This window comes from Bradyrhizobium sp. Leo114, from assembly GCF_055229415.2.
This window is the reverse complement of the sequence record NZ_JBUYEN020000003.1, coordinates 332802-354989: the sequence shown is the minus strand read 5'-3', so window position 1 is coordinate 354989 and position 22188 is coordinate 332802. Positions and strand designations below refer to the sequence as shown.

Here is a 22188-nt window from a genome sequence, read left to right as displayed (position 1 = left end):
CTTTTGCTCATATTTTATGCAGAACCCGCCGGTGAATTTCGATTTTCGCTCTGGCGTTTCCTATGGCGGCCGATGCAGCATCCCGCGCCCTGTCGGCGCTCCAGGGGCGCTTCCAGAAGGAGCAGTCGGGGGCGCCGTCGGTCATGCCCATCCTGTCCCGCGAGCATATTGAACCAGCAGAAATGTCTTACCTTGACGATTCCCTTGGCTATGCCCTCCATCGGGCACAATTGGCGGTGTTTGAGGGAATTCTTCAGTGTTTCGCTGAGTCCGACGTAACGGCTGCGGAATTCCTGGTGCTTGTGGTGGTGGCGGAGAACCCCGGCATCAACCAGGCTGATCTCGCCAAGAGCCTTGAAGTGGAGCGCCCGAGGATCGTTCCGACCCTCAACAGCCTGGAACAGCGCGGGCTAGCCAAGCGGACCCAAGTCGCCCAAGATGCCCGCGTCAGGCAGATCCATCTCACCAAGAGCGGCCATCAGCTCGTGAAGGTGCTGCAACGGCGCGCCCGGGACCATCAGAAAAGGATCATGGCGCGGCTCGATGAAACCGAGGCAAAGGTGATTCTCTCCTGCCTCTGGAAACTTGCAGGGCGGGATTGTCCGGACGAAGAGCGCGTCCGTCGGAACGGAGCGCAAGTCCGCAGCGTCTGAGTCTTCGCCGCGAACGTGCTGTGGTCACCGCTGTCGTTTCTCATTTTCGCCGCGGCTGACGATCACGCCTGGACGTTGATCAGCTTCGCCGCCGTCAGGCCGAGGATGTCGGCCTTCTCCTCATCGCTCAATGACGTGCATGCGAAGATGTGGTCGACCGGCTGCAACTGCCATGGATACGGATAGTCGCTGCCCAGCACGAGCTGCGACGCGCCGACCTGCGCGGCCAGATGCCGGATGGCCTCCGGCGTGAACACCAGCGAATCGAAATAGATCTGCTTGAGATATTCGGTCGGCCGCTTCTTCAGCTTGATGTCGGGATTGCAATTGGCCGGGCTGACCAGGCAGGCGTGATCCGCACGATCCGCATAGGAAGGCAGATAGCCGCCGCCATGCGCGGCGATGATCTTCAACCCGGGGAAGCGGTCGAACGAGCCTTCGAAGATCAGGTGCGCCAACGCGATACTGGTCTCGGTCGGGTAGGCAACGAGGTTGGAGAGCCAGCCGTTGCCGGCAAGATGCTTGTTCAATTCCGCGATGCCCTGCGGATGGATGAACAGGGGGACGCCGAGCTCTTCAGCCTTGGCCCAGACCGGGTGAAATTTGGGATCGGAAAACGGCATGCCCTCGACCATGCCGCCGATCGCCGCGCCTTTCAGCCCCTGTTTCCTGACCGCCGTCTCCAGCTCGTTCACCGCGAGATCGGGCGCCTGCAGCGTCAGCGAGGCGAAGGCCGCAAAGCGCTCGGGCTTGGATGCACAAAGCTCGGCCAGCTTTTCGTTCTGCATCTCTACGATCTTGCCGGCGAGCTCACGATCGCGGCCGTACCAGAACGGATTGATCGACAGCACTTCCATGTCGACCGCCTGCGCGTCCATCGCCGCCAGCCGCTGATCGAGATTGATGAAAGCTTCCTCGGCGCCGCGCACCGGAGGCACCTGGATCTTGCTGGCATCGTTGCCCAGCAGTGCGCCGGCTTCCCGGATCTGGCAATGCGCGTGAACGTCGATGGTCTTCACACGTTTGCCGTTGACGCTGACCGGCAGCGTCTGGCGCGCCGGCTGCTGCGCGTGCGCGCTGCGCAACAGGCCGCAACTGCAGAACATGATGCTGGCGGCAGCGCCGCCCTTCAAGAAGTTTCGACGGGTGGTCACGCGGGTTCCTCCCAGTTCTATTTTTGAAGTGTGCAAGGTAAGGTAGTAAACGCGGCCTCAACAAGGCAGCCGGTGCGCGCCGCACAAAATGCAACCGCGGCAACTTTTCAGAGGCGCTTCTCGAAGAACGTGTCCGGATACGGATCGTCGTTGAAACGCTCGATCTCGTTCCAGCCGCTGTTGCGGTAAAGCTGCTGCGCCTCCGGCAGCGCGCTGTTGGTATCGAGACGCAGGACCTTGATGGACAATTCGCGCGCGATGTCCTCGGCGGCCTCCATGAGACGATGTGCGAGCCCAAGGCCGCGCGCTGATGGCGCGACCCACAGCCGCTTGATTTCCGCGATCTCGCCGCCACCGCCCTTCAGTCCGACGCAGCCGATCGGCAGGCCGTCCGATATCGCGACGAGGAACGCGCCGCGCGGGCGGATCATGTCCACGGCTTCCGGATCGCGGGACAGCGAGACGTCGAAGCCGTTCTCGAAGCGGCGCGCCAGCTCGGCATAATATTCACCGAGGCAGTATCTGGCGTCCTCGCGCCTCGGGTCGATTTCCTCAAGCACGATGCGGCCGCACCCGAGCGCGGAAGCGACCAGGTCCATCGCACGCAGAAGTTCTTCCTGCCGCGAGTGGCGGGCCAGGAAGTCTTTGGCCCGGGCGTTGGAGAGCGCTTCATAAGCGCGGAATTCGGAACGGCCAGTCCTGGTCAACCGGGCGACGCGCCGCCGTGCATCCTCGGGATGCGGCACGGTCTCGATCAGGCCTTCGTCTTCCAGGCCGCGCAGCAGGCGACTCATCAGGCCGGAGTCGAGGCCGAGATAGTCGCGGATCGCCGCAACATCGGACTGCCCATGCCCAATCGCGTTGAGCACGCGCGCGCTGCCGAGCGGGCGTCCGCGCCCGAGAAAGGAGGTGTCGAGGGCGCCCACCTCGGAGGTGACGGCACGGTTGAAGCGGCGGACACGCGCGATGGGATCGAGCGGCATGATACCTGACTTTAGTCAGATAAATTGTTCTGTCAATCGAGGGCGGGGCGAAGTTGGGACGAAGCCCTGCGCACTGCGTCATGTCGTTCGCCAGATCCGGGCTCGCCAGCAGGCACTTACCGCGCCCGTTAACTCAACCTCTTAACAATCCGTAAACACCTGCAAGCGCAGCCTCCGCACCGGAGGTGCAGCATGCTCATCTACCCCGTACCTGTCGAAGTGACGAAGGCGAGGGTTCAGCTTCTCGCCCATCAGATGGAAAAGGCCCCGCCTCGTGTCATCAACGAAGCCGTCCTTGACGTCTTCGCGGCCAAGAACAAGGTCGAGCGCGACGCTGTCGCTGTCGATATCAAGGCGTAGCGCGCGGCCGTCCTTGCAGTGAGAAAAGCCGCCCCTCACGTTGCGCCCACGCGATCTCTGTTGAGCAACGGTGGCGCGGACCTATCGGAGCGCTCGGGCGTTGATGGCAGACCATCCCGGTGATGGTGGCGCCATTGTCTCACCGTAAGGTCATGCAAATGAAGCGGCAGTTCATCATCGCTCTCGGTGGGTTGACGTTCCTGCTCGCGTCATTCGCTTCCGGGCAACCGATGGCGCAAGACGCGGGCGCATCGGGACAGCAACTGTTCAACAATTCCTGCCGCACCTGCCACACCACGAAAGAAGGTGACAATCGCTTCGGTCCGCATCTGCACAATATCATCGGCCGCAAGGCCGGTTCGCTGCCGAATTATCGCTACTCCGAGGCGATGCAATCTGCCGATTTCGTGTGGGACGAAGACAAGCTCGGACGCTTCATTCAAAATCCGGATGCACTGGTGCCGGGCAACGGCATGACACCCTATACCGGAGTCCGGTCCGCCGAAGACAAGGCGAAGATTATCGCTTTCCTGAAGTCGTCCGGCCAGTAAGGCGCGCCGCCTTCAGTGCGCCGGCACGACGAAGACCTGGCCGGGATAGATCCGGTTGGGATTGCGGATTTGTTCCTTGTTCGCCCGGTAGATGACGGCATAGCGTTGCCCCGCACCGAACGCGCGCTGGCTGATGCGCCAGAGGCTGTCACCGCGGGAGACGGTGGCGGTCGTGATCTTCGGCACCACCACGGCGGAGGGCGAGCCCTTGTCGGACGGAGCGGTCGCCTGGGCAGCGGCCAGCTTGGTCGGGGCAGCTTCCGAGGGCTTGGCCTGCGCCGGCAAGGAGGCGGTCGTCAATGTGCTCGGAACGTTGAACGGCACCTCGGCGCGCGCGCGGACGGCGCCTGAAGCAGCCTCCACCTCGTCCAGCCTGATCCGGTAATTGCCTGCCGCCACGCCGGCATTAATGGCGACGGAGAGGCGCCCGTTGTCGTCCGACGTCACGGCGGTGACAAAGCTGTCGTTGAGATAGAGCCTCACGGCGGCGCCGGGATGCGCGCGACCGCTGACACGGAGCTTTCCGCCCGGCTCGGTCTCGATCGCTTCCACGACGATCACGCGCTCCGCCGCCGGCGTCGGGGCGGGATCCTGCGAGAGCACCTTCACAGGTTTATCCGGCGCTATCAGCGCTACGATCGGCTGCTCCTTCCCGGCAGGCTCGAGCGCCACCGCGACGCTCTGCTTGGACGCGGTCTCCTTGCCGTCCGGCTGCTTGACGCGCAGGGTGAGATCGTAATTCCCCGGCGGCAGTGGACGCGGGATCATGGCGAATTGTCCCGATTGATCGGCGACGATGCGATCGTGCAATTCGCCGTTGCGGAGCAGCTCCACCGTCGCACCCGGCGTCGCCCGGCCCGCGATCACGGCTTCGCCTGTTGGCTCGATGCGGACAACGTCGAACTCCGGCATGCCGTCGCTGCTACCCGGGGCGGGAGGCAGGCCGGTAAGCGCTGTTGCGAGGTTGGCCGCCTCCGATTGTAGGGCCGATAGAGCCGATGGTGCCTGATCGCGCTTGTCCGATGCCGAATCCTGCGCTGCAGGCGCAGACGTCGTGGCGGAGCTGGTGTCCACCGGTGGCGTTTGCCGCGCGGGAGGAATGAGGAAGAACAGCGCGACGACGCCGGCGATGGCAAATGCCAGCATCGGCACGACCATTCGGCTTATCGACGTGGCGCTCATGATGTTCATCCGTTTGGCCGAATCGCTTGACGGCGCGTGGCGCAGCATGTCGGGAACAGTGCTCCCATCTGTTCAGTCCATCAAGTAGCCTTCAAATCGCTTGGTAGATTGGTCAGCCAGGCTGACTTAATCCGCCAGCGCTCCTCAGTGCCAATCCGCCAAATTGATCGCGAGCGCGATGGCGCCGACCAGGACCAGGCTCACGGCCCAGACCGTCTCCAGATTGAACCAGCTTCTCGCCACATACCTCACGCCGAGATAACGATACACCAGCCACGCCAGGCATCCGCCGGCGGTGATCATGGCTGCGGTGTGGACCAGGGCGACCAGCAGCGCCATCGCGAGGTTCTGGTTGACGACGCCTGCCGCCGCCTCGTGGCCGTCATGGATGCCGGAAGGCAGGCAGAGCCCGAGATAGAGCGGCAGGATCATCAGCCCGGCGCCATGGGCGATCGCGACCGCGAACGACCACAGGCCAAGTTGCGTCGGCGGTATCCGTGCCAGCGCGCGCGGATGGCGAGGCCTGAGCAGTCGCGTGACGCCAAAGGCGATGACGAGCAGGCTGGCGCCGGCCTGGATCGGGCGCTGCCACTCGACCAGCGCGATCAGGAGCGCGAACGGCAACAGCACCAGCAGCATTGCAAAGAGGTGACCGACCGACAGCGGCAAGAGCGCACTGACGAGTGCACGAGGGGATTTCTCCATCAGGCCCGCGGCGACCGCGAGCGGCCAGCCCATGCCGGGATTGATCCCGTGATAGAGGCCGCTCGCGACGATGCCAAGCCAGAGCCAGAGGATGGGCGTGTCTGCCTCGTTCAATTCCAGACCGACGGATAGCAGAAGGAGTCCGTCGAGCAGTCGCCGCCTTCGAGGCGGATCTGATGCGCGCGGTAGCCATCGGGGAAGCTCACGAAGTAGTCGCGGGCGAGCTCCAGCCCGCCCTGCGGTCCGACATTGGCCATCACCTTGGCGCCCGGCACGCCGTCGGGATAGAACTGGTCGTCCCAGCTCGAATAGAGCGAGTTGGTCCAGTACACGCGCTTGCCGTCGCGGCTGATCTCGACCATCTGCGGGCCGCCGGCGAAGGCTTTTCCATCGGGGTGTGGCGTGCGGCGCGCGATGCCGCCGATATGCACGGAGCCGGCAAGTTTCGGCTTCCTGGGATCGCTGACGTCGTATTGGCGCATTTCGCCGGTGCCCCAGCAGGCGACGTAGAGGAAACGATCGTCCATCGACAGATCGATGTCGGTCACCAGCGGCGGCACCCCGCCGAAGCCCTGCAACAGCGGCGGCAGTTTTTCCTTCGGTGCGGGCTCCGCGGGAATTGTCGCCGTCTTCTCGATGTGGAACTTGCCGCCCTCGCGCCACCAGGTCCAGATCGAGCCTTCGAGGTTGGTGGTGTCGACGACGACGCCGACGAAGCCATATTCCCTGACCGGATCATGCGCAGGACGCACCTCGAGCGCCATCTGGTGGTTGGCGCCGAGATCGAGGGTCTGCACGTTGCGGCGGGCGCGAAGGTCCCAGAAATGCAGCCTGTGGCCGTATTTGTTCGACAGCAGATCTTCCGGCACGACGCCGTTCTCGAATTGCGGCGGCAGCGCCCATTCGCTGCTCACCATGTAGTCGCGCGGCAGATTCCACCAGAAGTCATAATGCAGCGTCTGCGGGCCGCGATCGATCTCCCAGCGCCCGAGCACGTCGAAGGTTTCGCAGTCCATGATGAAGATGCCGGGAGGCCCGTTGGTGCCGTCCTTGCCGCTGCCGCCGAGCGTCGAGACATAAATGCCGTCCGGCCCGCAATGGATCGTGTGCGGCCGCGAGTAGCCGGTCTTGCCGAACACTTCCTCGGGCTCGATGATCTTATGAATCTTTGCCTCGAGCGGCGATGGCTTTGTGTCGATCACATAGATGCGCGAAGATCGCAGTCCCGGGATGATGAGATAGCGGCGTTCGACAAAGGCGTGTCCCGTGAGCGGCGACAGCGCGGAGGAGCAGGCGTTCCAGCCGAAATGATGGAATTCATCGCCCTTGTTCGGCATCGTCACGGTATGGACGATCTGGCTGTAGGTCTTTGAGCCCGGCTTGACGTCGATCACCGCGAGCGCGTCGGGCTTGGAGAAATCGGGGCTGAGCAACAGCGTGTAGGCAAAATTCTCCGGCGGCGCTTCCATGGCAAGCTTCGGCGACGCATGGAACGTGGGGTCCGGTCTCATCGTCATGACTTCCTCCGTTATTTCGGCTTGGGCCAACGGCTCGGACGGTCGGAGCGAGGAAACGGCTTGTTCTGGGACTTGCGATCGGGGCTCCGCGGGCGAGGGTTGGCAGCGCCAGCTTACGGCATCGCGCGCCTGCGCGGAATATGCTTGTGGGCGACAGCGGTGCGGCGATTGGGCCCTGCCGCGGAGTTCTTCGACAGCTGCGGAGCGTCGCACTGCGCTCGGGGTCACGCCGAATGGGCAAGTATCTCTGTGATCCGGTATTCTTCCGTCAACCAAGCTTATTCAGCTTTCGGCTAGGAATGCCTGCCAAGCTGTCGTCATTGCAAGTGGTCGCGACTGAAGCGTGATGACTTCTTCTCGAATTGTGATCCCGCTTTAGCTTCTTAGTTTGAGCATGATTTTTTCGGGGAGGCGGTAGTCACGCTTCCGGATCATGCTTGAGCGACAGTGAATTCCGGAATGATTTGAAACCCGGACCAGCCCGGTTGGCGGTCTCTTCCACAAAGGAGGCCCCTATGCTCAAGGGCTTCGCAATTGCGGTTTTGCTGCTGCTTGGTGCATCGCAGTTCGATCAATACTGCTACGCAGGCCGTTACACGGATGCTGCGCTGTCAATGCTGAGACAGATCAGGCACTCATTTCGGATCTGACGCCCGGCGCTGTCTGCACCGGATCATCGTTCGGGGCGTATACTCGCACGCCTGGGACGCGCAAGCTGCCAATGGCCAAGCCTGCGTTCATTCGGGCTCGATCTGGCGCAGATTTCAATCTATGATTGATAACAGCAGAGTTCGGCGAGAGGCGTGAACCGGGAGGGGTCCAATGCGTTTCAAGATGCTGACGCTTGTCGCGTTGGTCGCGAGCTTTCAGTTCTTTGGCGCATCCAACCGGCTTGATGCCGCAACTGACGGTGAAGGTCCTCAGGAAGTCCTCTGGCCGACAAAATCCTGGCAGACGTCGAGCCCCGAAGAACAGGGGATGGACTCAGCGAGTCTTGCCCGGCTGATAGAGAATGTCGGCACTTATCAGCAGGACAGCCTGACGATCATTCGTCACGGCAAGATCGTCGCTGATGTCTACTACGCTCCGTACATCGCCGGGGTCAGCCATGATTTGAGATCAGTGACCAAGAGCGTCGTCGGCACGCTGACCGCTATTGAGCTGCAAAAGGGCGAGCTTGATAGCGTTGATCACCCGGTCATCGATCTGTTTTCAGACAAGCAAATCCAAGACGTCGATGACCGGAAAAAGGCGATCACGGTGCAAAGCCTTCTCGACATGACGTCAGGCATCGAATGGCTGGAGAAGGCGTATCGCCCCGGCGAGACCATCATGAAGATGTACGAGAGCCCCGATCGGACGGCCTTCGTGCTGAACCAGCCGATGGCTGGCGCGCCCGGTGCCACGTTCAATTACAATGGCGGCAACCCTTATCTGCTGTCCGCGCTCGTCAACAGGAGGTCCGGGCAGAGCGCCTTCGATTTTGCAAAGAAGGAGCTGTTCGAACCGCTTGGCATCCACAGTGCCCGATGGGGAAATGTGGACGCGCAGGGTGTGACGGACGGCGAAGCGGGCCTGTATCTCTCGCCGCACGACATGGCCAGGATCGGCTACCTGTATCTTCACAACGGGCAGTGGGAGGGAAAACAGCTTATCCCGTCGTCATGGGTCGAGAGGGCGAAGTCCGGGCCCGTCGCAGCGACGTCTGGATTTCACTATGGGAACCTGTGGTGGTCTTATCCCGAAAAGGGCGCCTACATGGCGCGCGGCCGGCATTCGCAATTGATCCTGATCATACCGAGGTTGGATGTTATCGTCGTCATGACCGGCGCCCTGCGGGACACCGAGTTCTATTCGGCCTCCGGGCTGATCGACGACATCTCGGGCGCGGTCAAATCCGACAAGCCGCTGCCCGAGAACCCCCTCGCCAAGGCGTTGTTAACCGACGCGATACGCCGAGCCGCGGCCGAAAAACCGTACGCCATCGGCGGCACGCCGGATCTGGCCAAGGCGATTTCGGGAAAGGCCTATCATTTCTTCGACAACAGGCTGCGGTTGAAAAGTTTCACGCTGAATTTTTACGACACGGATTCGTCCTGGGTGATCACGACCTATACCGACAAGTCAGATGGCCGGTTTACAGGATTGGTCGGACTGGACGGAACCTATCGCAAGAGCCCTCCGGCGCAGTATGGGATCAACGCCGCAAGAGGGCGCTGGACCGGCGACCATACATTTGTGATGGAGCGCCGGATCCTGGGGCATGGCGAAATCCAGACCTGGGCGCTGACCTTCGACGGCGACAAAGTGAAGGTGAATTTCGAGAACACCGACGGCTTCAAAGCAGAGCTGCGAGGCGAGAGCACCGAGTGAATGCAGCCCGCTGCGAAAGCGGGCCCGCTCCTGCAACAGATGGAGCGTGAGCCGCACGATGCGTCGATCGAGTATCGGAAGCGGGTATTCGCATCGGTTTGGTCGACGAGACGGTCATGACTATCTCGCCGACCAAGGAGCCAATTCAGTCCGTTCAGCGTCACGACAGGGACTGCGCGACGCCGGTCCGGCGGCGAAGCCTGGATACTTCGACCGGAGTGATTTCTCCATCGAGCCAGTCCTGCTCGCGCGCCAGGGCCCTCCAGGAATCTTCCAAGCGCTTGAAGTAAATTTTCGTCTGCTTGTCGGTTGTCCGCTTTGCAAGCTTTGAACAGATCACCGCGTTATCCAAGAGATGCTGCGATTGCTTCATGGAAAGTCCTCCCGTTCGAAGGAAACGTAGGCGATCGGCAAGGCCATTCAACGAAACTTCCGTGACGATTTGGTCACGCTCATGAACACCTGTTCATCATGAGCGTGCAGTCGCGGGCAAGCGAATGAAGTCAATTCGCGGCTGCAAATGTCTTGCGCAGCGATTTCCGAACGCGCTTACACCTCGACGTTGCGAAGAGCGGGAACATCACGACATTGTCCGCGTTGAGGGTGCCGTTGGAATGCTTCAATGAAGGGCGACCCATGAACAAAGCAACGCTGAACGGAATCGCAACCGCAGGTGTCCTGGCGCTCGCGCTCGGCATCGCTCCGGCGAATGCTCAAGAGGCTGGACGAACGAAAGTCGGCACACTCACCTGCAGCATATCGCCAGGGGTCGGGATGATCGTCGGGGGACAGCGGCAGCTGAGCTGCATCCTTACGTCGGCGAGAGGCAGAGCACGCGAGCCTTATGATGGCACCGTCAGCACGCTCGGGCTCGACATCGGCGCCACATCCGGCGGCCAACTGACATGGGCGGTTTTTGCGCCGACGACACTGCGCCGCGGCGCGTTGGCGGGAACCTATGTGGGGGCCACCGCCGGCGGCACAGTCGGCGCCGGCGTGGGCGCCAACGTCCTGGTCGGAGGATCGGACCGCACGGTCACCTTGCAGCCGCTGTCCGTGCAGGCGCAGACGGGCCTGAATATCGCGGCGGGCGTATCCAACATGGAGCTACGGCCGACCGCTGCGCCGCCTGCACGTCGCAGGGCTCAGTGACTGGAACGAGCCCGGCTCATTGCTGCGTGCCGGCGTCCTTGTTCCGGAATGCTTTCTCTCCGGCATCGGACACTTCGACCCACGTCTTGTCGGGCGCGGCGTCGGCGACGTAGTTGTCGTGCCAGTTCCACCACTTGTAGGTCGGGGTCTGGGGATAGCCTTCGGGCGAGTCCTCCCAGACCTCCTGCCGGCCCAGCGGCGTGATGTCGAGATAGTTCCAGGTGCCTCCCATCTGCTCGTCGCCGCGGTTGTTGATGAAGTAGGTGCGGAACACGCGGTCACTGTTGCGGTAGAACACGTTGGTGCCGTGCCACTCGTTCACGCCGAAGTCGGCGTCGAAGCCATCAGTGATGGTGAACCATGGCATCTGCCAGCCCATCCGCGCCTTCAGCCGCGCGATGTCCGCCTGCGGCGCGCGTGAGACGAAGACGAGGGTGGTGTCACGGGCGTTCAGATGGGCGAGGTGGGCGACCTGATCGGCCACCATGGAGCAGCCGCGGCAGGCGTGATCAGGCCAGCCGAACACGCCCGGCTCGAAGAAGGCGCGATAGACGATGAGCTGACGCCGGCCGTCGAACAGGTCGAGCAGGCTCGTCTTGCCCGCAGGCCCCTCGAACGTATACGACTTCTCCACCGCCATCCACGGCATGCGCCGGCGTTTGGCGGCGAGCGCGTCACGGGCGCGGGTCTGCGCCTTCTCCTTCACGAGCAACTGCTGGCGGGCCGCTTCCCACTCCCGCGGCGATACGACCGGTGGTGTGTGCATGGCGCGCTGGCCGCCTTTCCGTCCGTTCTCTGTCGATGTGTTCATGGCTCCGGAAACCTCCTGATTTGGACGAATTCGCGGCCTCGTGGCGTGAGGCGCGATTCCATTCGCCGCAAGTTGGCAGCGGAAATCGAACGGTGAGAGTAACAAGTGTGGCGCTATTCGGTTCGAGTCGCTGATTGCAGCCGCTATGCGCGAGGCAGACATTCCCCCGTCGATTCGATTGTGGCTTGGGGCCCAGAAGCAGAAGTGTCACTGACGCATTATTGGTGCGCTGCCATAAGGTGTTGGGAGCGGCCTCACCAGCCCCCCTTGCTTGATGTGCCGTATGGCTTGATGCAGACTCTGCTATCTCAAGACTTGTCTATTTGAGGCAAATTCGCGACTGAAGGGCAGGCATTGCCTGCGAGGCTGACATATGAGCGCAGGGCTCGACATGTCCGCGGCGCAAATGTTGCGTCATGGGCGCGACGTGCTGTTCGCGCTGTGCCTCGTGGTCGAACTTGTCTTCGGTCGGGTCACGCCGGCCCACGCGCTCGAACAGGTGTCGCTGCAATTGAAGTGGAAACATCAGTTCCAGTTCGCCGGGTATTACGCTGCGGTCGAGAAGGGATTTTATCGCGACAACGGCCTCGATGTCTCAGTTCGCGAGGGCGGCCCTGGCATCGATGCGGGCCTCGAAGTGGCCAAAGGCGCTGCTGATTTCGGCGTGTGCACGACCAGCGTGTTCGTCAACAGCGCCGAACGCGCCAACAATGTCGTCCTCGCTGTGATCTTTCAGCACTCCGCGGCCATCATCCTGGTGCTGCACCGCGCCGGCATCCATGCGGTCTCCGAGTTGAAGGGCCACGCTTTGATGGATGCCCCCGGCAGCGATGACATCGCCGCGATGCTGAAGCACGAGGGGGTCGGCTACGCGGACCTGCCCCGCATCGCCCATTCCGGGAATCCGCGTGATCTGCTCAGCGGCAAGGCCGATGCGATGGTCGCCTACAGCACCAACGAGCCATATTTGTTCGAAGAGTACGGCACGCCATATCTGGCCTTCTCGCCGCGCGCCTACGGGTTCGACTTTTACGGCGACAACCTCTGCACCTCAAAGCGCCAGATCGCAGCGCATCCGGAGCGCGTAGCAGCGTTTCGCGAGGCGAGCTTGAGGGGGTGGGCCTATGCGCTCGCCCACAAGGAGGAGATCGCCGATCTGATACGAGGCAAGTACGCCGCGCAAAAAACTCAGAAGGCGCTGCTGTTCGAGGCCGCGCGGACCGAGCTGCTGATCGAGCCGCATCTCACGCCGATCGGTCAGCAGAGTGTCGCGCGCTGGAACGCCATCGCGCGCGCTTATGTCGACCTCGGCATGTTGGATGAAGCGAAGCTCCCGGAAGGCCTGATCTATGCGTCTGACGATCAATCATGGCGATCGCAGATGCGGGATCCGAGACCGTGGGCCTTCCTTGCGGTCGTTGCTGCCATCCTGCTGAGCCGGATTCTTTATCGCCGGATTGCGCCCGCAATCGGTGCGCTGCGACTGAGCGCGGCGATGTCGGGATTGTTCGTCCTCCTCAGCATTCCCGCGCTGATATTCATCCTGGCCTACAATTACTGGCAAAACTCGGCCACGATCAATGCGACGCTGAACGACGTCGTGGCCAAGACCAAGCGGGCCAGTATCGATGACGCCCGAGGCCTGATCAATCCGGTCGAGGCCACGCTGGAATTGCTCGCCTCCTTCGCCGCGGAAGATCCCGAGATATTCAAAAAGGAGGAGAGCCGCGAGTTGCTCCACGAGGCGCTTACATCGGCGCCGCAGATCGATGCGGTCTATGTCAGCTTGGAGGACGGCTATCATCGGGTTGTGACCCGGATCGACGATGACCGCCGGCGCTCCGATCCCAAGATTCCGGCGACAGCGAACTGGCATTCCGGCTATATCGACAGCTTCTCCGGCTCGCCGCGACGGGTCCGGCACCGTACGTTCTACGATACGTGGCCCCATGTCGTAGGGAGTTATGACGTTGGGACAATCGAGGACATCAGGACCCTTGCCGGTTACCAGGCGGCGAAAGATGCCCGCGCACTGATCATCGAGGGGCCTCGGCCAAATCCGGACACCGGCTTTCCGGTCATCATTGTGAGAGTCCCGATTATCAAGGACGGTGCGTTCGTTGGCTGTGCTTCGGCAAATATCACGCTCAACGTGCTGTCGCAGTTTCTCACCAGCCATCGCGCCAGCCCGCGCAGCACCACCGTGATCGCCAATCCGACCGATGGCACGATCATCTCTTATCCTGACCCGAAGAAAGGCGTGAGACTGGAGAACGACCGCCTGGAAATGGCCAGGCTGGATACGATTGACGACCCCAATGTGCGCGAGGCTCATCGGCTACAGAGCGATACCAATCGCGACGATTTCCTGTTCCGGTCGCCGCAGGGCGGCGAAGAGATCAGCGCCTCATTTGCCCGCTTTCCAGGAAGTTTCGGCAAACCGTGGGAGGTTATCACCCTGACGCCGACCGATGATTTTATCAGGACCCTCAAGCGAACGAACAGGCAGATGGTCGCCCTGATCGCCGCTCTCACCGGCATCGAGTTGCTGCTGATCCATTTCTTCTCCCGCAGATTGTCACGGCCGATCGAATGCGTGTCGCAGGACTTGCGGTCAGTCGAGGACCTGACGTTCTCGCACGGGGTCGCGACGCCATCAAAGATCAAGGAGATCAAGGAACTCCAAACCGCCGTCAAGCTGTTCGAGACGTCGCTGCGCTCCTTCTCTTCGTTCGTACCGCTGGGCATAGTGAGGAATCTGATCAAGACGGGAACCCCGCTGACACTCGGTGTGGAACAGCGCTTCATGACGGTGCTGTTCACCGACCTGAAGGACTTTTCCACTCTGTCGGAGCAAATGGCGCCGAATGATCTCCTCGCGCAACTTTCGCACTATTTCGAAGTCGTCTCGCACGCGATAGCGGAGGAGTCCGGGACGGTCGACAAGTTCATCGGTGATGGCATCATGGCGTTCTGGGGCGCTCCGGTCCATCGCGACGACGATGTGTTGCGTGGCTGCTGTGGTGCGATGCGGGCGACGAGGCGAATGGAACAGCTCAATGCGGACTGGAGCAAGCAGGGGCGACCGTCACTGCATCTTCGGATCGGGCTGCATTGCGCCGAGGTGCTTGTCGGCAATGTCGGTTCAAGCGAGCGGCTCAGCTACACGGTGATGGGAGACGGAGTGAACGTTGCGGCGCGACTGGAAGGCATCAACAAGAATTTCGGAACCACGATCTGCATCAGCGACAGCGTGGTCGAGGCTGTCGGGCCGGAAATCGTGGCAAGGCCGATCAGAAAGGTTCAGGTCAAGGGTCGCAAGCGGGAGTTCATGATCTATGAGCTTCTGGGCATCAAGGCCAGCGACGATCCGGAGCTACAGGCGTCGGACAATGCAGCCAGACTGTGCGATTTGACGTGGGAGGCCTCGTTACATTTCGAGCGAGGTGAATTCGATCAAGCCGCCCGCCGCTACGAGGGTATTTTGACTGCCTTCCCCGATGATTCAGTTGCAAAGTCGCTGCTCGCGATGTGCTCGGCAAAGGCATCGGCTTAGTCCAGGCTCTTGGACGGAGTCAATTCGGGCGGCGCGCCGCCGTTCAGAGGCGCAACTGGCTTAAGGCCAGCTAATTGCGCTTCGGCCTGATGGCGTCGGCGGTACCCTGGATGAAGGCCTGGATTTTCACAACGTCCGCTTCCGTCAGCTTGCCGGCGAAATCAGGCATGCCCTTGTCGCGGAACGGACCGTGGAAGACGATGTCCTTCAGATTGGCGATCTCTTCGGCCGGAACGTAGCCGAGATTTCTAATGTTGCCTCCGGGGCCGACACCAGGCACGCCGTGGCAGGCTGCACAGGCCGCCGCGACATAGATGGCACCGCCTTCCCTCACATCCTTCGGATCGTACTTCACGCCCTGCAGGAGACCTGCGGTCTGGTACTTCACGAATTCCGGTAGCTTCGCCTTGCCGCCCAGCGCAAATGTATAGACCGTTCCCGGGTTCTGGAACTCGGTCACTCGCTGAGAAATACCGAAAGCGCCGCCCCAGCCGACCGCAATCGAGACATACTGCATGTCATCGATCATGTAAGTTGCGGGAGCCGCGACCACGCCGTTGCCGGTCGGGGTTTCCCACAGCTTGGTTCCCTTTGCTGCGTCATAGGCGACAAAGCGGCCATCCGCCGTTCCCTGGAAAACCAGGTTGCCCGCGGTGGTCAGAGTACCGCCGTTCCACGGCGACACGTGCTCGACCCGCCAGACTTCCCTTTGATGCGCCGGATCCCAAGCGAGCAGACGTCCGAATGCGGACGACTTCGGAGGTGTGCTGTTGAAAATAAAGCCGATATTCCCGCCCAGTATGGAGCCAACCTTGCCCGGCGCAGCCGCATTCTGCGTAAACGACTTTTCCGGCGTCACACTAACCGGTATGTGCTGCACCGGAATGTAGACGAGGCCGGTCTGGGGATTGAACGACATTGGGTGCCAATTGTGAGCTCCGTCTGGCCCGGGAATGGAGTCGTATGGACCGTCGCCGCGCGCAGCCGGCAACTCGATCGGCCGCCCGTTGGTGTCGTATCCCGTCGCCCAATTCACATCGACGAAGTTCTTCGCCGAGATAAACTTGCCGTTGGTACGATCGATAACGAAGAAGAAGCCATTCTTCGGCGCGTGCAAGATCACTTTACGCAGTACACCGTCGATCATGATGTCGGCGAGGATCATCGGCTGGGTTGACGTGTAGTCCCAATTATCGCCGGGCGTCTCCTGGTAGTGCCAGATATATTGGCCGGTGTCGGCGTTGAGCGCGACGAGCGAGGCGAGGTAGAGATTATCGCCGCCCGACGGACTGCGGAATTTGCGATTCCAGGGAGAACCATTTCCAGTACCGATATAGACCATGTTCAAGTCGGGATCGAACGTGATCGTGTCCCACGGAGTCCCGCCGCCACCGTTGATCCAGTATTTGCCTGCCGGGTCCCAGGTCTTGGCCGCGGCTTCCATCGAAGCGTCTTCAAACGGCTTCGATGGATCCCCGGGCACAGTGAACCAGCGCCAGAGTTGATTACCTGTCTCGGTGTCGTAGGCTGTGACATACCCGCGCGCACCGTACTCGGCGCCGCTCTGGCCGATCACGACCTTGCCGTTGAACGCGCGAGGCGCGCCGGTGATCGTATAGGAATGCGCGTGGTCGATCAGCGTATCTTTTTCCCAGACCTTCGCGCCGGTCGCGGCATCGAGCGCGATCAGGCGGCCGTCATAGGCCCCCACGAATACCTTGCCCTTGTAAATGGCGACGCCACGGTTGACCACGTCGCAGCAGCCCTTGTAGCCCTTTGACCGGTCGACACCTGGATCGAACGACCAGAGTTTTTTTCCGGTCCGCGCGTCAATCGCATGGACCACGCTCCAAGACGCCGACTGATACATGATGCCGTCGACGACGACGGGTGTCGCCTCGACACCGCGCGATGATTCAAGATTGTAGCTCCAGACCAGCCCAAGATCCTTCACGTTGTCGGTGTTGATCTGATTGAGCTTGCTGAACCGCGTTTCGGCGTAGTCGAGGCCGATAGTTGGCCAGTCCTTGGATGTTGTGGCGTTTGCCTTGATGAAGTTGCTGTCGACCGCCGAGGTACTCGCCTTGATGCGGTCGAGCGTCGCGCTGGTGACGCTCTGCGCCGATGCGTTGAAAGGGAGAGAAAGACCAAGGAGAACCGCAAGAACAACTTTTATGTTACTGGAGGAACTGTGGATCTTGAACCGATGTCCCGGTGTCGTCCCTGGCCATTCACCCTTCAAGTTTGATAGCGCCATGTGTCGTCCCCGGCCTACGCCTTGCGCTGGTTGATATGGCGTATTCAAACTGTCTTCCCGCTACGGCACTATTTCAATCTCCCGAAAAACGGTTGCAGTTGTAGGCGTGCGGCCATCACATGGCGGGGACCGCCGATGCCGTAGCCCGGGTGAAGCGTTAGCGTAACCCGGGGCTGCTCGTCGTGTTGATACGGATGTCCCGGGTTCGCGTTCGCTCCACCCGGGCTACGCAGAGAGACGAACTCGGCTCTCGTCAATCCGGCACCGGCACGTCGAACGTGTTCAGCGTGACAGAGACCATGCAGTAGATGCCGACGAGATAGGACAGCTCGGCTGCGCCGTGCTCGCCGAACTCCTGCACCGCTGCGCGATAGGTCAGTTCCGGCAGCACGCCGCCGTTCACGAGCGCCGAGGCCATGTCAAAGGCGACCGCTTCCTGCCGCGTCAGGTCGAGCGGGCGCTGGCCGGCGACGATGGTGGCGAGCTTTTCGTCGGAGAGGCCGCGCGCCTCGGCCACCAGCACGTGAGCATAGAGCTCATAGCCCGAGCGAAAATGCGACCCGGTGACGAGGATCGCGACCTCGCGCACCGCGGCTGGCAGCAGAGGGTTCGAGGCAACGGCCTTCACCAGATCCCACACCGGCTTGCCGAACCTTGGCTCGCGCAGCCAGGGATTCCAGGGGCCGAGCAGCGCGCCGTCGGCGCGCATGTTCACGAAGCCCTTGAAATGGCGTTCGATGCCCTTGCGCATGTCATCGTAGAGCGGCTTCTGCTCGTCGGTCAGTTCGGTCGGATCGAGGATCGGAAGGCGCACGGCAAAGCTCCTCTCTCTGATGAAAGCCCAAAGAAGAGTTGAGCGTCGCGTGCATGGCGGCACGAAGCAAGTGAAGTTGCCGTGACATGCGATCGGCAAGATGCGGCCGATCCGGTTCAAAACTCCAGCGGTGCATTGTCCACCACCTCCTTCATCACGAAGAAGGTTCGCGTCTGCCGGACGCCAGGCAGCGCGATCAATTGCTCGCCGTGGATGCGGTTGAAATCTTCCATGTCGCCGACGGCCGTTCTTGTGCAGCAATCGCAGGATCTTGAGGTCGATGCGATCGAGCTTGGCAGTCATGGAAGATTCCTTCGTTATTCAGCCGGTCTGTGAGAGAAATGGCGGCATGAACGCACATTTGGCGTAGCAGAGCATAAAGCAGTCAATCGAAATAGAGAGCACCTTTCGCGCAGCCGGTGCTAGGAATCCGCATCGAGACCACGCCATCAAGGGGGACCACGATGCTGGAAAAATTCGCGCGCTATCCGCTCACCTTCGGGCCGACGCATATCGAGAAACTGGAGCGGCTGTCGAAGCATCTCGGTGGCAAGGTCGAGATCTTTGCCAAGCGCGAGGACTGCAATTCGGGGCTCGCCTTCGGCGGCAATAAATTGCGCAAGCTGGAATACATCATTCCTGATGCGATCGCGTCCAACGCTGACACGCTGGTTTCGATCGGCGGCGTGCAGTCGAACCACACCCGCATGGTCGCGGCCGTCGCCGCCAAGCTCGGCATGAAGTGCCGCCTGGTGCAGGAAAGCTGGGTGCCGCATGAGGACGCGGTCTATGACCGTGTCGGCAACATCCTGCTCAGCCGCGTGATGGGCGCCGACGTGCGGCTGGTCGATGACGGCTTTGATATCGGCATCCGCAAGAGCTGGGAGCAGGCGATCGAGGAGGTGAAGGCCGCGGGCGGCAAGCCCTATGCGATTCCGGCTGGCGCCTCCGTGCACAAATATGGCGGGCTCGGCTATGTCGGCTTCGCCGAGGAGGTGCGGGCGCAGGAGAAGCAGCTGGGCTTCAGCTTCGACTACATCGTGGTCTGCACCGTGACCGGCTCGACCCATGCCGGCATGCTGGTCGGCTTCGCCGCCGACGGCCGCGCGCGAAACGTGATCGGCATCGATGCCTCCTTCACGCCGGCGCAGACGAAGTCGCAAGTGCTCTCGATCGCACGCAATACCGCCGCTCTCGTCGAGCTCGGCCGCGAGATCGTCGAGGACGATGTGGTGCTGCTCGAGGATTACGCCTATCCCGCCTATGGCGTGCCGTCGGACGCGACCAAGGAAGCGATCCGGCTGTGTGCACGGCTGGAAGGCATGATCACCGACCCCGTCTATGAGGGCAAATCCATGCAGGGCATGATCGACCTCGTGCAGAAAGGCTTCTTCCCGGCCGGCTCACGTGTGCTCTACGCCCATCTCGGCGGCGCGCCGGCGATCAATGGGTATGCTTACACGTTCCGAAATGGGTGACGGCATCCACCCCACTGCCGTAGCCCGGATTGCGCTTCGCTCCATCCGGGCTACGGGAAACACTTTGTGGTTGACGGATTTTGATTCAAAGAACAAAATAGGAACATTGCGCGCGCAACTTGCGGATGACTTGCGAAGCTTCCTATGATGGGGCGCTGGCTGGGGAGTGAAGTATGAGGTTTGCGATCAGCGCGGTTGTCGCGGCCGCGTGCGTTGTTTTGTCCGTGACGTCGTCGCATGCGCGCGGGCCGTATGGCTCGATCGCGATAGGCAACTGGCAGGGCGGCGCCTATACCGACGACAACAGCGGCAACTTCACTCATTGCGCCGCCGGTGCCTCCTACCAGAGCGGCATTTATTTTCTGGTCCTGATCGACGCCCGCGGCAATTGGCGCCTGGGATTTTCCCATCAGGGCTGGCGGTTGACGGCCGGCGAATCCTTTCCGATGACGCTGACCTTTGACGGCCAGCAGCCCTTCAACGTGTATGGGCGGCCGCTTGGGGCACAGCTCGTGGCGGTCGACATGCCGCTCAATTCGGCGCTGATCAATCAATTCCGCAAGGCGCGGACGATGAGCGCGTTCGCCGAGGGCCAGCTCTTCCAGTTCAACCTGAACCAGACCGCGCAGCTATTGCCCGCGCTGGTCACTTGCGTCGAAAGCGTCAGGAAGAACGGGCTCGCCAATGCCGGTGAGTTCGCGGTCGCACCGCCGAAGCCGGCCCCATCAACGCCGGCCGCGCCGAGTGCCGCCGCACCCAATGCTGGCGCACCGAAGCAGGCCAGGGGCCAGACCGGCACCGGCATCGTGATCTCCAGCAATGGTCACGTGGTCACCAATCACCATGTCATCGATGGCTGCGGCGAGATCACGGGCAATCTCAGCGGCGAGGCACCCGTCAAGCTGCGGCTGGTTTCCAGCGACGAGACCAACGACCTCGCACTGCTGCAGGCGCCGACCCCGTTCAAGGAGGCCGCGGTGATCAGGGAAAATTCCGTGCAAACCGGGGATGGCGTGATCGCGATCGGCTATCCCTTTCACGGGCTCTTGACGTCCGATTTCACGGTGACCACCGGCATCGTTAGTTCGCTGAGCGGCATCTTCAACGACACCCGCCATTTGCAGATCAGCGCGGCGGTGCAGCCGGGCAATAGCGGCGGGCCGCTGCTCGACTTCACCGGCGCTTTGGTCGGCGTGGTCGCAGCCAAGCTGAACGCGCTCAAGGTCGCGCGGGCAACCGGCAACATCCCCGAGAATATCAACTTCGCCATCAAGACCGGCGCGCTCAGGGACTTCCTCGACAACAGCGTCGTGATGTACCGGGTCACCGAGCGGCGCGAGATGAAGAAGGAGACGGCCGAGATCGCCAAAAGTGCCCGCGGCTTCACGCTTCTGATCTCCTGCACGGCGAATGAGCAAAACGCCAGCGCGAAGAAGCCGGGCAATTAGTCCAACGCATGATTCGAATCAGGTTGAACCGTAGCCGCGGTGAAGCTGCACTCCCTCTCCCGCTTGCGGGGGAGGGCTGGGGTGGGGGTGCCTCCGCATTGGGACTCCCCGAGTGGAGAGAGCCCCACCCGGCGCTTGCGCGCCGACCTCCCCCGCAAGCGGGAGAGGTGAAGCCAATCCGTAACCGCTTCAATCTGATCGGCTCTCGCTCTGACGCGCGCCTGCGCGTCACTCCGCCCGTCGCAACGTGTGCAGCGTGATCTCCGCCGGGCAGTTGAGGCGAACCGGCAGCAGGCTGGTGCCGGCGCCCACCGAGGTGTAGCCGGCCATCTTGCCGTAGCGCCAGGCGCCGGCGCCGAACTTGCGCGGCAGCCAGGCTTCGAGCTTGATCGCGATGCCGCCGGGCAGGCAGAGCTGGCCGCCATGGGTGTGCCCGCTCAGCATCAGGTCAAAGCTTGCGGCTGCCGCCGCCCGGTACACTTCCGGCGTATGCGAAAGCAGGATTGAGAAGGCGTCGCCTGGAATCGGAGCGGCGGCCTTGCCGATGTCGTCGGCGCGATAGAAATGCGCATCGTCGACGCCGGCGAGATAGATCGCTTCACCGCCGCGCCGGATCGCCTCGCACTCGTTGAACAACATCCGGATGCCCATTGCCTCCAATGCCGGCGTCATTCGGATCGAGTCGTGATTGCCGAGGATGCCGTAGACCGGCGGCTTCAAAGCCGCGATCACCGGCGCAAGATAGTCAAGGCTCTTGTCGAAGGGACCAAAGGTCTGGCCGCGATAGTCACCGGTCAGCACGCAGATGTCGTAGGCGAGATCGGCGACCATGCCGGGCAGCCGCCGCATGGCGCCAGCGCTCATGTCGGCGTGCAGGTCGCTGATATGCAGGAGAGTGAAACCGTCAAAGCTCTTCGGCAGCACGGTCGAGGCAAGTTCGTTGCGCCTGATGCACACGAGGTCCGCGTTCTGCCGCGCGCGGCCGTACAGCCCGGTGACTTTCAGCGCCGTCGCGATGACGCCCGGCGCAAGCAGCGAGTTCTCCAGGTTGAAGAACAGCGTACCCTGGCCGAACAGTTGAGCCTCATGCTCGGTCTCGTCGTTCAGCCGCCGCCGGACATGCTCGGCGCCGATCCGCTTGATCAAGTCCTGAAGGCCCAATTCGTGCATCGCCGCCACCCTAGCAAACGGGAA

Annotated in this window: 19 protein-coding genes; 8 read left to right on the top strand and 11 right to left on the bottom strand. The window is 61.9% G+C overall.

Going from position 1 to position 22188, the window contains the following annotated elements; all coding sequences use genetic code 11:
- Window positions 1-62 precede the first annotated feature (62 nt).
- Window positions 63-653 carry a MarR family winged helix-turn-helix transcriptional regulator gene (locus ACZIRK_RS05895; RefSeq protein WP_051397018.1) on the top strand — a complete coding sequence of 197 codons (591 nt, stop codon included), beginning with the start codon at window positions 63-65 and terminating at the stop codon, window positions 651-653.
- A 62-nt stretch (window positions 654-715) separates the two neighbouring features.
- Here the strand turns inward: ACZIRK_RS05895 and ACZIRK_RS05890 are convergent, their stop codons facing one another.
- Together ACZIRK_RS05890 and ACZIRK_RS05885 are read right to left on the bottom strand one after the other, a co-directional pair.
- On the bottom strand, window positions 716-1807 hold the full coding sequence (locus tag ACZIRK_RS05890) for an amidohydrolase family protein (RefSeq protein ID WP_130226729.1): 1092 nt from the start codon (window positions 1805-1807) through the stop codon (window positions 716-718).
- Between the two features lie 107 nt (window positions 1808-1914).
- Window positions 1915-2790 carry a bifunctional helix-turn-helix transcriptional regulator/GNAT family N-acetyltransferase gene (locus ACZIRK_RS05885; protein ID WP_130226728.1) on the bottom strand — a complete coding sequence of 292 codons (876 nt, stop codon included), beginning with the start codon at window positions 2788-2790 and terminating at the stop codon, window positions 1915-1917.
- 192 nt (window positions 2791-2982) lie between these two features.
- Between ACZIRK_RS05885 and ACZIRK_RS05880 the strand changes: the two genes are divergently transcribed.
- Window positions 2983-3150: a hypothetical protein gene (locus ACZIRK_RS05880; RefSeq protein ID WP_165435279.1), complete on the top strand. Its 168-nt coding sequence runs from the start codon at window positions 2983-2985 to the stop codon at window positions 3148-3150.
- Window positions 3151-3272: 122 nt separating this feature from the next.
- Entirely contained in the window at window positions 3273-3701 is a 429-nt protein-coding gene (locus ACZIRK_RS05875) for a c-type cytochrome (protein WP_245474776.1), read from the top strand.
- A gap of 12 nt (window positions 3702-3713) precedes the next feature.
- On the opposite strand, the gene ACZIRK_RS05870 is transcribed toward ACZIRK_RS05875, so the two are convergent.
- The 3 genes from ACZIRK_RS05870 to ACZIRK_RS05860 all read right to left on the bottom strand — a co-directional run bounded on the left by ACZIRK_RS05870 (window position 3714) and on the right by ACZIRK_RS05860 (window position 7105).
- Window positions 3714-4883 carry a LysM peptidoglycan-binding domain-containing protein gene (locus ACZIRK_RS05870; RefSeq protein WP_245474774.1) on the bottom strand — a complete coding sequence of 390 codons (1170 nt, stop codon included), beginning with the start codon at window positions 4881-4883 and terminating at the stop codon, window positions 3714-3716.
- Window positions 4884-5027: 144 nt separating this feature from the next.
- The gene (locus ACZIRK_RS05865) at window positions 5028-5702 is read right to left on the bottom strand and encodes a hypothetical protein (RefSeq protein WP_130226726.1); all 675 of its coding nucleotides are present in this window, start codon (window positions 5700-5702) and stop codon (window positions 5028-5030) included.
- The gene (locus ACZIRK_RS05860; RefSeq protein WP_130226725.1) at window positions 5699-7105 is read right to left on the bottom strand and encodes a selenium-binding protein SBP56-related protein; all 1407 of its coding nucleotides are present in this window, start codon (window positions 7103-7105) and stop codon (window positions 5699-5701) included. Before ACZIRK_RS05860 ends, ACZIRK_RS05865 begins: the two co-directional genes overlap by 4 nt.
- 822 nt (window positions 7106-7927) lie before the next feature.
- Here ACZIRK_RS05860 and ACZIRK_RS05855 point away from each other — a divergent pair.
- Window positions 7928-9478, top strand: a complete 1551-nt coding sequence (locus ACZIRK_RS05855) for a serine hydrolase domain-containing protein (protein ID WP_130226724.1) — start codon at window positions 7928-7930, stop codon at window positions 9476-9478.
- A 160-nt stretch (window positions 9479-9638) separates the two neighbouring features.
- Here the strand turns inward: ACZIRK_RS05855 and ACZIRK_RS05850 are convergent, their stop codons facing one another.
- On the bottom strand, window positions 9639-9851 hold the full coding sequence (locus tag ACZIRK_RS05850; RefSeq protein WP_130226723.1) for a hypothetical protein: 213 nt from the start codon (window positions 9849-9851) through the stop codon (window positions 9639-9641).
- Between the two features lie 263 nt (window positions 9852-10114).
- Here ACZIRK_RS05850 and ACZIRK_RS05845 point away from each other — a divergent pair, with 263 nt between their 5' ends.
- Entirely contained in the window at window positions 10115-10630 is a 516-nt protein-coding gene (locus ACZIRK_RS05845; RefSeq protein WP_130226722.1) for a DUF992 domain-containing protein, read from the top strand.
- A gap of 16 nt (window positions 10631-10646) precedes the next feature.
- On the opposite strand, the gene ACZIRK_RS05840 is transcribed toward ACZIRK_RS05845, so the two are convergent.
- Window positions 10647-11441 carry a DUF899 domain-containing protein gene (locus ACZIRK_RS05840; protein WP_165435278.1) on the bottom strand — a complete coding sequence of 265 codons (795 nt, stop codon included), beginning with the start codon at window positions 11439-11441 and terminating at the stop codon, window positions 10647-10649.
- Window positions 11442-11814: 373 nt separating this feature from the next.
- Here ACZIRK_RS05840 and ACZIRK_RS05835 point away from each other — a divergent pair, with 373 nt between their 5' ends.
- Window positions 11815-14997, top strand: a complete 3183-nt coding sequence (locus tag ACZIRK_RS05835; RefSeq protein WP_130226721.1) for an ABC transporter substrate-binding protein — start codon at window positions 11815-11817, stop codon at window positions 14995-14997.
- Window positions 14998-15067: 70 nt separating this feature from the next.
- Here ACZIRK_RS05835 and ACZIRK_RS05830 read toward each other — a convergent pair whose 3' ends face one another.
- The 3 genes from ACZIRK_RS05830 to ACZIRK_RS05820 all read right to left on the bottom strand — a co-directional run bounded on the left by ACZIRK_RS05830 (window position 15068) and on the right by ACZIRK_RS05820 (window position 18367).
- On the bottom strand, window positions 15068-17254 hold the full coding sequence (locus ACZIRK_RS05830) for a PQQ-dependent dehydrogenase, methanol/ethanol family (RefSeq protein WP_130226720.1): 2187 nt from the start codon (window positions 17252-17254) through the stop codon (window positions 15068-15070).
- A 253-nt stretch (window positions 17255-17507) separates the two neighbouring features.
- A complete protein-coding gene (locus ACZIRK_RS05825) occupies window positions 17508-18068 on the bottom strand; it encodes a carboxymuconolactone decarboxylase family protein (protein ID WP_130226719.1) in 561 nt (186 codons plus the stop codon).
- A 116-nt stretch (window positions 18069-18184) separates the two neighbouring features.
- Window positions 18185-18367: an Lrp/AsnC family transcriptional regulator gene (locus ACZIRK_RS05820; protein ID WP_283813272.1), complete on the bottom strand. Its 183-nt coding sequence runs from the start codon at window positions 18365-18367 to the stop codon at window positions 18185-18187.
- Window positions 18368-18532: 165 nt separating this feature from the next.
- On the opposite strand from ACZIRK_RS05820, the gene ACZIRK_RS05815 reads away from it, so the two are divergent.
- Entirely contained in the window at window positions 18533-19546 is a 1014-nt protein-coding gene (locus tag ACZIRK_RS05815) for a 1-aminocyclopropane-1-carboxylate deaminase (RefSeq protein WP_130226718.1), read from the top strand.
- Between the two features lie 173 nt (window positions 19547-19719).
- Window positions 19720-20994 carry a S1C family serine protease gene (locus ACZIRK_RS05810; protein ID WP_130226717.1) on the top strand — a complete coding sequence of 425 codons (1275 nt, stop codon included), beginning with the start codon at window positions 19720-19722 and terminating at the stop codon, window positions 20992-20994.
- Between the two features lie 228 nt (window positions 20995-21222).
- Here ACZIRK_RS05810 and ACZIRK_RS05805 read toward each other — a convergent pair whose 3' ends face one another.
- Entirely contained in the window at window positions 21223-22164 is a 942-nt protein-coding gene (locus ACZIRK_RS05805) for a metallophosphoesterase (RefSeq protein ID WP_130226716.1), read from the bottom strand.
- Window positions 22165-22188 lie beyond the last annotated feature (24 nt).